Raw genomic sequence first — 9,311 nt, 5'->3', positions numbered from 1 at the left:
CATGTTAAATATACAACCGAAATTAAAACAAGTCACGGCATTAAACATGTTGCGGACTGAATGGAAAAAACACCGAACGTTTTTGCTATCCGCCAGTGTGGGTTTTGGAAAAACAGCGATAGCGGCGTTTATTGCTGACGGATTTGTCAGTCATGGTATGAGAGTGATGTTCGTTGCCCCATACACAGTGTTGCTGGATCAGACCGCGACCCGTTTTGTTGAATACGGACTACCCGCTGACCAGATCAGCTATGTGTGGCGTAATCATCCGTTACACGATCCCGACCGGCTAATCCAAATTGCTTCGGCTGACACACTGATACGCCGGCAATTTCCAGATGACATCGATTTGTTGATCATCGATGAGGCGCACATGAAGCGCCGCAAGTTGCTTGAAATTATCAGAGATAGCGATATTAGAGTTGTCGGTTTATCAGGAACGCCGTTCGCGGCGTGGATGGGTAAATATTACGAGAAGTTGATTAAGCCAACGACGATGAAAGAGTTGATCGGTATCGGTGACTTAAGCCCGTATGAGTTTTACGCGCCAGATAATCCCGACTTAAGCGGCGTTAAAACGACCAGTCTAGCTGCATTTGGTAATGACTATAACGAGGAGCAATTAGCGCAGATCATGGGTGATTCAACGCTGGTCGGTAATATCGTTAAGTTCTGGCTTGAAAATGGCGAGGACCGGCCAACGATTTGCTTTTGTGTGAATGTCAAGCACGCTAACTATGTCACGATGGAATTTAACAAATCGGGTATTAACGCTGAAGTGATGACAGCTGAAACCCCGCATGACGAGCGGCAGTTGATCATTAATCGATTTGAGAACGGGGCAACAAAAATCATTGTTAACGTTGGTGTGCTTGTTGCTGGGTTTGATAGTGATGTGCGGTGCATCATTTACGCTCGCCCGACTAAATCAGAGATTAGATGGGTTCAGTGTCTGGGGCGTGGGTTGAGAACTGCGAAGGGCAAAGACAAATGCCTTATTTTTGATCACAGCGGCAGCGTTCACTTGCTTGGTTTCCCGGATGAAATCGAATACGACAAATTACCTTCCAAAAACGATGGCATGAAAACCCAGTCTGGTTACAGCGAGTGTGAGAAGAAAGCAAAGTTACCGAAGGAGTGCCCTAGCTGTCACTACATGAAACCAGCCGGTATCTATGTTTGCCCTAAGTGTGGGTTTAAACCACTGATGGGCGAGAACGTTGACGTTGATGAATCTCGTGGGCTGAAAAAATTGGGCAAGGGCGACAAGATTTACTCGAAAGAAGAGAAGCAAAGCTGGTGGTCACAGATTAAATATTATCAGCGTGAACGTGCTAATCAGGGAAAGCCTATTTCTGATGGCTGGTGTGCCCATACGTTCAAGAAAAAATTTGGCGTATGGCCCAGAGACTTAAGCGATCACTTAGTTGAAATCTCACCGGAAGTTTACAACTTCATTCGTTCTAAACAAATTGCATGGGCCAAGATGCAGGAGAAGAAAAATGCGGACAGTGGAAGCAGTGAAAGGGCGGTGGCCTGAAATATTCGAATACTACGATTTGCCTCCTGTTACGGGCAAAAAGCACTATTCAGGAGAGTGCCCGGCATGCCAGCGAAAAGGAAAATACCGATGTGATGACAAGGACGGTACCGGATCGTGGATATGCAGCTGTGGTGCAGGGGATGGGTGGAAGTTACTAGAATTAACCCAAAGAAAAGATTTCAAGACGCTAGCGAGAGAAATTGATTCACTGATAGGAAACAGCTACAAAGGAGGTCAAGATAAACAGCGCCCTCCTCCAGAAATCCAGGCCACTCGCGTAAAAGTCATTAGTAAGTTCTCAACATTACTCCCACTCAAAGATACACCCGCTCAGCATTACTTATTCAATCGCGGCATATTCGAATTACCGTCCGGTCATATTCGCTTTAACACTGACGAAAATACACCATTCGGAGCCAAACAGGCGATCTGGTCAATAGCGACTGACGATAAAGGGGCGGGCTGTTATCTCCATAGAACTGTGCTTGATGGAGAGAAAAAAGCGGAGTTCGACGGCAATAAGCGGATGCTGAAATTGCAGGAAGAAAATTATCTGAACTTTGCTAATTCCATTGCTATTCGCATGTTTCCAGTTTCTTCCACATTAGGGATTGCTGAGGGGATAGAGACAGCTCTGTCATGTAAGCAGATATACGGATGTAACACATGGTCAACACTGAATGCAGGATTTTTACGGAAGTTCAGAGCGCCGAAAGGGGTTAAGCATCTGATCATATTTGCTGACAGAGATAGTAACGGAACCGGACTAGCGGCAGCGTTTGAGTGTGGCAATAAAAATATTCTGAGTAACAACGATGTCGAGTTAGTGAGTATCAGATGGCCCGAAACCGGAGATTTTAACGATATGCTGATCAATGGCGCTAAAGTATTTCAAGAGCAGTTACAGAGATGAAGGATTTTTAATATGAACTGGATTAAATGCAGTGAGCAGTTACCGGAATTAGATACGCCCGTATTTGCTGGATGGTTTAATAGCGAAGGTGAATTCATTTGGAACTGCTACGTTAGAACATGGGACTCAGAAGGCTGGCTATGGTCTATTTGTCAAGATTTCGGACAAGGTGATTGGTTGCTTGATGATGATTACTCAATGATAACCCACTGGCAACCGCTCCCAAACCCTCCGATGAAAACATGACAGAGAAACTTAAGCCGTGCCCATTTTGCGCTGGATATGAAACAATCATTATTCCAAATCAAATGTGGACAGGTCAGCGCTGGAATATATACAGCGTAACGATTCAACATCACTGTAATAGCCGTGATATTATCAAAATAACCCGAAATACTGAACATGACGCTATTCAAGCCTGGAATCAGAGGGTAAATAAAAATGGAAGCTGATTTTTGTTTTCACGAATCAAATAAATCCCAAGCATGGGAAATATTGAAAGAAACACTTCAAACGAAACAGCCGCATCGAATTATTATTAAGCCGTGGAAAGATATTCGTTCTATTCCACAAAATAGTACATTTCATATGTGGTGCGGTGAGATAAGTCGTTATTTGAATTTACACAATTCCAAGTTAACGCCGGAGGAAGTTAAAGAGGCATTGAAGCATACGTTTTTGGGTTATGAAGCAATAGATATTATTGATCTAAATACTCAGTCACCGGAACGGGTAAGAACACTTAGAAAGACATCTAAATTAGATACGGGTGAAATGTTCTATTTCATGACGCAAGTTGAAAAATGGGCATTAGATATTGGGTGTTTAGTGACTATTCCAAATAATTCACAATATATGAAATTAAAACAGGAGCAAGATAAATGAATGACTGGATACTCTATTTCTATGCTTTTGCTGGCATCGTAGCAACATTTGTTTTTGGTCTTGTGTGGCTCGCGTGTGCTGCGAGAGTACTTTGTATTTATGCGCTATGGCAACTCAGGCAGGGTAAAAGGGCACTGAATGCTATCAGGAAAATAAAGAAAGATATGGTGAAATTAAATGAGTCAACAAACATCACAGACTCAACGAGTCATCAATAATCTAATCTATAAAGTCCCGTCTAATAAAAAATCAAAGCCAGTTCCCACAGAGTCAGAAGTTAAAACGTTTGATTACGTTTATGAGCTATTGCGTGCGAAGTGGGATCGGAGGAGAAATAGAAATGAAAAAACTTCGAATAAGAAAGTGCAAGGAGTGTCATAAAGAATATCAACCCGTTCGGCAATTTCAAAATACATGTTCAATTGAATGTGCAGCAGCTAAAGGCAGGAAAGACCGAAAAAAGAAACAGGAATTAGCAGAATGGGAACTTAAAAAGAAACGTCAGCAAGAACTAACAGAACAGAAAGATAAACTCAAAGCCCGTAAATTAGCAGTCAAGCCCATCTCATATTTCAGGAATCAGGCACAGCAAGCATTTAATGCATATATCAGAGAAAGAGATAAAGACCTTCCGTGCATTAGTTGCGGGCGATCTCATAAGGGACAATATCAAGCAGGGCATTATCGAACAACTAAGGCTCATCCAGAATTGAGATTTGATGAAGACAATACTCATAAACAATGCTCTGCATGTAATAACCATTTATCAGGAAATATAATTAATTATAAACCCAGATTGATTGAGAAAATTGGGCAAGAGAGGTTTGATGCTTTAATGACGCAAAGGCCGCTAATGAAATGGCGGCGTGAAGATTACGAACGTATTTGTGATGAGTATCGTGCAAAGCTCAGGAGCTTAAGCAATGACAATCTTCACTGATATTGAAGCAGCAATAGAAGAGGCTAGGTTCAGATGCAAGATCGCTAATCAACAGTTTGCCGTAGTTCAACGTAATAACGGGAAAATGAAAGTTCTGTCTGAGAGATGGTTAATAAAGAAAGGCAATATCAAGTCAATGTATTCAACAAGACTCGATAAACATCATTCAGTTCTCCGGGGGTAAATAATGCGTGACATTCAACTAGTTTTAGAGCGTTGGGGAGCATGGGCGGCAAATGATAACAGTGACGTTGATTGGTCGCATATTGCAGCTGGGTTCAAAGGATTAATTCAAAACAAAGTTAAGTCGCGGCCACAGTGCTGTGATGATGATGGTCTCGCGGTGGACGCGGCAATGAGAAGGCTAAAAGATTATAACACTTATTATTTTCAGCTTATTGTTATGTATTACGTGAGAAGAATGCCGCTTAGAATAATGGGGTCAAAGCTTGGTATTTCTCATAATCAAGTAGCCAAACGACTGCAATCGGCAGAGGGATTTATTGAAGGGTGTCTGGCAATAGCTGAGATTAAATTAGAAATAGATGAAGTAACTCAAAAAGAAAATATTTATCAGTTTACATAAATAAGGGTTGTGTAATTACAAAAACCAATATAATGTGATAAGAGTGATAGCTATGTCACACAGCTTATTGAATTCCAAGCCTCGTACTCACGGGGTTTTTTTATATCTGGAACTTTAGCGTAGAAGGTTCGCGCGGGTGACTGAAAATCACTAGGACATGGTTCGATTCCATGAGGTTCCACCACATTATTCCAGGCTGCGCAATGCGTGGCTTTTTTCTTTATTACCGTCGAGAGGTCGGGTATGAACTTTGACAAACTATCTCCAGAATCCCAAAAACAGGCCCGATTGGCACTTATTACTATTCTGGCGCAAATGGTACCTGATGGACTGAGTGATCTTGACGCGGTATTTGTAGGTGAAGCTGTTGCCGCTGCGTTTACCGCAATGGAGCGCTATAGCAGCGTTTCTGACGAATGCAAAGATGAGAGTGAAAATTGTGATCGCGAAGCGTTTTTGGAAGCAGTAAACACCCCTCACCCTAATGGCAAGTGGGGGGGATTTATTGAACAGGAGAAAAAACGTCAGGAACTTATGCTCAGAGTTGCAAAAGAGTGTGAATCTTCTCAGTGATTTGTTTTTCTCTTTTGATTAATTGTTCGTTATCCGCAGGAATTATTTCAGAAGCTATTTGACATTCTGAAAAGAGAATATCTTTCAGGGCATCTTTTTGTACAGGTGAAAGCAGTTGTAACATTGCAATTACGATCCGTTCTGTAGCTGTGATGCTGATTTCCAGCTCGCGGACAGCTTCATTAATTGTTCTGCTCATTAGTTCCTCTTTCTATTAGCTATGGTTACTTGTCGAGATTTAATAATAGCAGATACAGTAACTCCTATAACGGAACGAATTCAATTGATTACGGAGGCTGCGTATAGCGTGGCCTTTTTTGCATTGGTCACAGTAAAATTTCTCTAAAGGTGATAAACATGAGTGTTCTATTTGGATATAGCGAGATAAAAACCATGATCACCTATGAGGACTTACAAAAAACCGCAGAGGAAGCCAATGAAAAAAGATTCACCCACGCAGAGATATTGAGGGGGTGTATTAGTCATTTTATTGAACAATATGAACAGTCTCTTGCAATAGTCGATCGGACTTTCAGGGATCACAAAGGCCAGCAAGAGAAAATTGTGACTCTGGGTATTAACGAGAATGGCATATTCAAAGAAAAGCATTTGCATGAACTCAAGCTATCTGATGACTTTAGTTTGTCGTTTGTTATCAAAACTGTTATCACAACGAAAGACCCTCAATCTACATGGATTGCATCCCCAATAACGATAAGCAGGCAATCTGGGGTTGTCACGTTTGTTTTTACTGGTAGCTCTGAAACAGCATCATGTCGTATTCCGCAGGGGAATTTATTAACTGTCTACAGCGAGGCGGCTGAAACTTTGAAGCTAATGACCATGGATCTTATTAAGCAAACCGCTCCAGAATAACCGCCCTCTTTTTTTTATAATCTATTGAAATCTTGCCGATATGTAAATTCCCATATCGGCAATTCCCATTAACTACAACTCACAGGGGCGATCATCATTCACCCCACGGACGCCCATTTTATGGGGGTGGATATGAAACTCATGGATAAGCAGCCTGATATATGGATGCAGCTATGGTTATGGCTGCTGTCAGTCAAAGAGCAGGGTATCGGTGCGGCCTTAGCCGGTTTAATGGCTTACCTCAGAGGTCGTTATAACGGGGGTAAGTTCTGGAAGACGATCATTGACGCGATGATGTGTGCATTAATTGCGTGGTTCATTCGCGACTTGTTGGTCTTCTTAAATCTGAGCACGGATTTGGCCTACATTGGCAGCGTCATTATTGGTTATCTCGGTACCGACTTTTTTGGTCAGTTGATGCGCGGGACTTTGAACCGTAAAGCGGGGATAAAAGAATGAGTACAAGCAGAGGTATTCGAAATAATAACCCCGGCAATATCCGTTGGGGTGATGACTGGCAAGGGCTGATTCCTCAATCACAGCGTACCGATAAATCTTTCTGTCAGTTTGTCAGTCCTGAATACGGTATTCGGGCAATGATAAAAATTCTTCAGAATTACAACCGGAAATACGGGATCAATACAGTAAAAGGTATCATTTCACGCTGGGCACCTCCCAACGAGAATAATACCGAGGGTTATGTTAATCGTGTATGTAAAGACACCGATGTTACTCGCGACCAGGTTGTTGATGTGTTTAATCAGGTATTTATGGCAAAACTCATTCAGGCCATTATTACCGTAGAGAATGGCAGTCAGCCCTATAACAACGCGGTCATTGATAAGGCCTTTTCCCTTTTGTAGGGCGATATGATGAAGTTTAACTCACACGGTTACACCTTCGTTGCACTGGTTCTTGTCTCGCTGGTGGCTTACCACTACTACGGCAAGTACACCCAACAGCTTAATACGACAGTTCAGTTACAGAGCGAGTTGCTGGCGCAACAGAATGAAATCGTTAGTCAGCAGGAGAGGATAAAACGCTTGTCTGAACTGGATAATCAGCACACACAGGAACTTGCTCATGCCAAATCTGAAATTGATGCTCTTCGTGATGATGTTGCCGCTGGTCGTCGCCGGTTGCGCATCGCGGCCACCTGTGATCAAGACAAAGCCAGTTCCTCCCCCGGCGTGGATGATGCAGCCAGCCCCAGATTGGAAGACCCCGCTATCAGGGATTATTTCACTCTCACCGAAAGAGTAACAACGATGCAGGCACAATTAGAGGGCTTGCAGGACTACATTAAAACTCAGTGTCAGTAACAGAAAGCCGGAAAAGCGAGGCATAGCCCCGCTGAATTAACCAACAGAAAAAAGGTTTGAAGATGAAACAGAAACTCGATTCAATGTCTAAATCTCCTCTATATGGGAAAAGTCCCGATGAAATATTAGAGCACTTTAAGAAATATAACTTTGTAGACGATCACGGACATAAGTTAGCACTGTGCCAAGACTTTATAGATCTTGTGAAGTTATCCACAAAATAAAGAATATCCAATCAATGAGCCTCGGTTAATCCGGGGCTTTTTATTATCAGTATTTCACCGCGCACTAGCATGCGCCAATCCCAACCAAGAGCTTACAGAAATAGAGCCTGAGAAATGTCGTTATAGGTGGCGACCTTCTTGGGGCGATATTTCTATGCTGGCAGGCTCTAATTTCTATAGGTATACGCAAATGAACGCATTAACAGTCAAAACACATTCGTCTGTAACCGAAGCCCCAACAATGACCAGTCTTGAAATGGTGGATTACATCAATGCCGAAAGGAAAGCTAAAGCAGAGATGGAAGGACTTTCATTTCCATGCAAGAAATACAAGAAGCTCCAACACAAGGATTTTCTTAAGAAAGTCCCAAAAGTATTGGGTGAGGAACACTCAGCGAAATTTTTCGCTCAGTACAAAGACAGTACCGGTCGTGAGCTGCCATGCTATCGATTCCCCAAGCGTGAATCCTGTTTGATGGCAATGAGCTACAGTTACGAGTTACAGGCTCAAATATTCGATCACATGACTGAACTTGAGGTTAAATCTGGATTTGGGTTTACCATCCAGCAACTGCAACACATGCTTGTTCTGGCAAAAAGGGCATCTGATGAGGATTCATCCGATGCAGGCCGCAGACTAAGAAAGCGACAAGATGACCTAGTTACCCTCAATAAAGCTGAAAAGCTGATCGGTGATATCAGTCAGATGGCTCTCGGTTTGGTTGGGGGAGGCGCAAAGGAGATTGCACATGAACCACGAACAATTTATTGAGAAGAACATCCAGGCCGAGTTAACCAAGCTCGGCTTTTCTTCATCTATTTCCGGAATGGCAAGTGACAAAGCGGTAGATCACTATCGGCGCAGTTCATCGGCAAGCAGAAAAGGCAAGATGTATGACGACTGTCTGCATATTGCTAAAGCGTGGGCGAGTAAATACAGCTCGGTCAAGCCATCAAAGTAACTCATTCAGAGCATTCTGCTGACAGAGTGCACGATAGTAGTGATTTTTTTATGTCCACCCAGCGGGCGGATACTGACTTTTTAGCAGAATATTCTAATTCCAACTGTTTCCGATTTGGAAACAATTCAGCGAGGGTTTTTATGTGGAAATAAAAAAACCAATACTGGCATCAATACATTTAGATGCCAGTGAATTAAAAGATCAAATTAATACCTTGGTTGAGTTACTTAGACTTGAACCCTGCCTTCTTGAAGGCATCCGAGACGAGTTTCTTGGCATAATCTTTGGACTGCTTGACGATGTCATCCTTACTGATGGACTTCCCGCATTTACTGCAAATGGTTCCATCGATATCACTTATTTTCTTAAGTTTGATTTGGGATCTTACAACAAGGTGATTGCCGCAATGCGGGCAAGAGTAGTTGATCTTACTCATGGGTAATCCTCATTTGACTGTGGACTGACCAACATATCAATTTTTCTTGAC

18 protein-coding genes and 1 tRNA gene are annotated in these 9,311 nt (G+C 42.5%); 17 read left to right on the top strand and 2 right to left on the bottom strand.

Annotated elements, in window-relative coordinates; translation table 11 throughout:
• Position 1: 1 nt before the first annotated feature.
• The 11 genes from PTE_RS14605 to PTE_RS23870 all read left to right on the top strand — a co-directional run bounded on the left by PTE_RS14605 (position 2) and on the right by PTE_RS23870 (position 5,440).
• Positions 2-1,540: a DEAD/DEAH box helicase gene (locus PTE_RS14605; protein WP_036847848.1), complete on the top strand. Its 1,539-nt coding sequence runs from the start codon at positions 2-4 to the stop codon at positions 1,538-1,540.
• A complete protein-coding gene (locus tag PTE_RS14600) occupies positions 1,503-2,456 on the top strand; it encodes a toprim domain-containing protein (protein WP_036847845.1) in 954 nt (317 codons plus the stop codon). The genes PTE_RS14605 and PTE_RS14600 overlap by 38 nt, the downstream gene beginning before the upstream one ends.
• A gap of 12 nt (positions 2,457-2,468) precedes the next feature.
• A complete protein-coding gene (locus PTE_RS14595) occupies positions 2,469-2,702 on the top strand; it encodes a DUF551 domain-containing protein (protein ID WP_036847842.1) in 234 nt (77 codons plus the stop codon).
• On the top strand, positions 2,699-2,908 hold the full coding sequence (locus tag PTE_RS27305) for a Lar family restriction alleviation protein (protein ID WP_036847839.1): 210 nt from the start codon (positions 2,699-2,701) through the stop codon (positions 2,906-2,908). The genes PTE_RS14595 and PTE_RS27305 overlap by 4 nt, the downstream gene beginning before the upstream one ends.
• Positions 2,898-3,341, top strand: coding sequence for a YbcN family protein (locus PTE_RS14585; protein WP_036847836.1), 444 nt, complete (start codon positions 2,898-2,900; stop codon positions 3,339-3,341). The genes PTE_RS27305 and PTE_RS14585 overlap by 11 nt, the downstream gene beginning before the upstream one ends.
• Positions 3,338-3,559, top strand: a complete 222-nt coding sequence (locus tag PTE_RS14580; protein WP_036847834.1) for a hypothetical protein — start codon at positions 3,338-3,340, stop codon at positions 3,557-3,559. Before PTE_RS14585 ends, PTE_RS14580 begins: the two co-directional genes overlap by 4 nt.
• The gene (locus PTE_RS23875) at positions 3,519-3,722 is read left to right on the top strand and encodes a NinE family protein (RefSeq protein ID WP_071992987.1); all 204 of its coding nucleotides are present in this window, start codon (positions 3,519-3,521) and stop codon (positions 3,720-3,722) included. The genes PTE_RS14580 and PTE_RS23875 overlap by 41 nt, the downstream gene beginning before the upstream one ends.
• Positions 3,682-4,281: a recombination protein NinG gene (locus tag PTE_RS14575; RefSeq protein ID WP_036847832.1), complete on the top strand. Its 600-nt coding sequence runs from the start codon at positions 3,682-3,684 to the stop codon at positions 4,279-4,281. The genes PTE_RS23875 and PTE_RS14575 overlap by 41 nt, the downstream gene beginning before the upstream one ends.
• A gap of 187 nt (positions 4,282-4,468) precedes the next feature.
• Positions 4,469-4,867 (top strand): antiterminator Q family protein, encoded by a 399-nt coding sequence (locus PTE_RS14565; protein WP_036847827.1) that lies wholly within the window; start codon positions 4,469-4,471, stop codon positions 4,865-4,867.
• Between the two features lie 108 nt (positions 4,868-4,975).
• A tRNA-Phe gene (locus tag PTE_RS14560) sits at positions 4,976-5,051 on the top strand.
• A gap of 59 nt (positions 5,052-5,110) precedes the next feature.
• Entirely contained in the window at positions 5,111-5,440 is a 330-nt protein-coding gene (locus PTE_RS23870; RefSeq protein WP_070974705.1) for a hypothetical protein, read from the top strand.
• Here PTE_RS23870 and PTE_RS14550 read toward each other — a convergent pair.
• Positions 5,406-5,639, bottom strand: a complete 234-nt coding sequence (locus PTE_RS14550; RefSeq protein ID WP_036847822.1) for a hypothetical protein — start codon at positions 5,637-5,639, stop codon at positions 5,406-5,408. The two genes, PTE_RS23870 and PTE_RS14550, sit on opposite strands and share 35 nt — an antisense overlap.
• A gap of 158 nt (positions 5,640-5,797) precedes the next feature.
• Here PTE_RS14550 and PTE_RS14545 point away from each other — a divergent pair, with 158 nt between their 5' ends.
• The 6 genes from PTE_RS14545 to PTE_RS14520 all read left to right on the top strand — a co-directional run bounded on the left by PTE_RS14545 (position 5,798) and on the right by PTE_RS14520 (position 8,824).
• A complete protein-coding gene (locus tag PTE_RS14545) occupies positions 5,798-6,316 on the top strand; it encodes a hypothetical protein (RefSeq protein ID WP_036847821.1) in 519 nt (172 codons plus the stop codon).
• Positions 6,317-6,448: 132 nt separating this feature from the next.
• Positions 6,449-6,775 carry a phage holin, lambda family gene (locus tag PTE_RS14540; protein ID WP_036848409.1) on the top strand — a complete coding sequence of 109 codons (327 nt, stop codon included), beginning with the start codon at positions 6,449-6,451 and terminating at the stop codon, positions 6,773-6,775.
• Positions 6,772-7,179: a structural protein gene (locus PTE_RS14535; RefSeq protein ID WP_036847820.1), complete on the top strand. Its 408-nt coding sequence runs from the start codon at positions 6,772-6,774 to the stop codon at positions 7,177-7,179. Before PTE_RS14540 ends, PTE_RS14535 begins: the two co-directional genes overlap by 4 nt.
• Positions 7,180-7,188: 9 nt before the next feature.
• On the top strand, positions 7,189-7,638 hold the full coding sequence (locus PTE_RS25125; RefSeq protein ID WP_051477412.1) for a lysis protein: 450 nt from the start codon (positions 7,189-7,191) through the stop codon (positions 7,636-7,638).
• A 414-nt stretch (positions 7,639-8,052) separates the two neighbouring features.
• A complete protein-coding gene (locus PTE_RS14525) occupies positions 8,053-8,634 on the top strand; it encodes a Rha family transcriptional regulator (protein ID WP_198539166.1) in 582 nt (193 codons plus the stop codon).
• Positions 8,612-8,824 carry a hypothetical protein gene (locus tag PTE_RS14520; protein ID WP_036847818.1) on the top strand — a complete coding sequence of 71 codons (213 nt, stop codon included), beginning with the start codon at positions 8,612-8,614 and terminating at the stop codon, positions 8,822-8,824. Before PTE_RS14525 ends, PTE_RS14520 begins: the two co-directional genes overlap by 23 nt.
• A gap of 223 nt (positions 8,825-9,047) precedes the next feature.
• Here the strand turns inward: PTE_RS14520 and PTE_RS27300 are convergent, their stop codons facing one another.
• Positions 9,048-9,260 (bottom strand): ECs_2282 family putative zinc-binding protein, encoded by a 213-nt coding sequence (locus PTE_RS27300; protein WP_422615330.1) that lies wholly within the window; start codon positions 9,258-9,260, stop codon positions 9,048-9,050.
• Positions 9,261-9,311: the final 51 nt, after the last annotated feature.

This window comes from Photorhabdus khanii NC19, assembly GCF_000517265.1.
GTDB classification, from domain to species: domain Bacteria; phylum Pseudomonadota; class Gammaproteobacteria; order Enterobacterales; family Enterobacteriaceae; genus Photorhabdus; species Photorhabdus khanii.
Note: the sequence above shows the minus strand (reverse complement) of the source record. Positions and strands in the feature narration are given on the sequence as shown.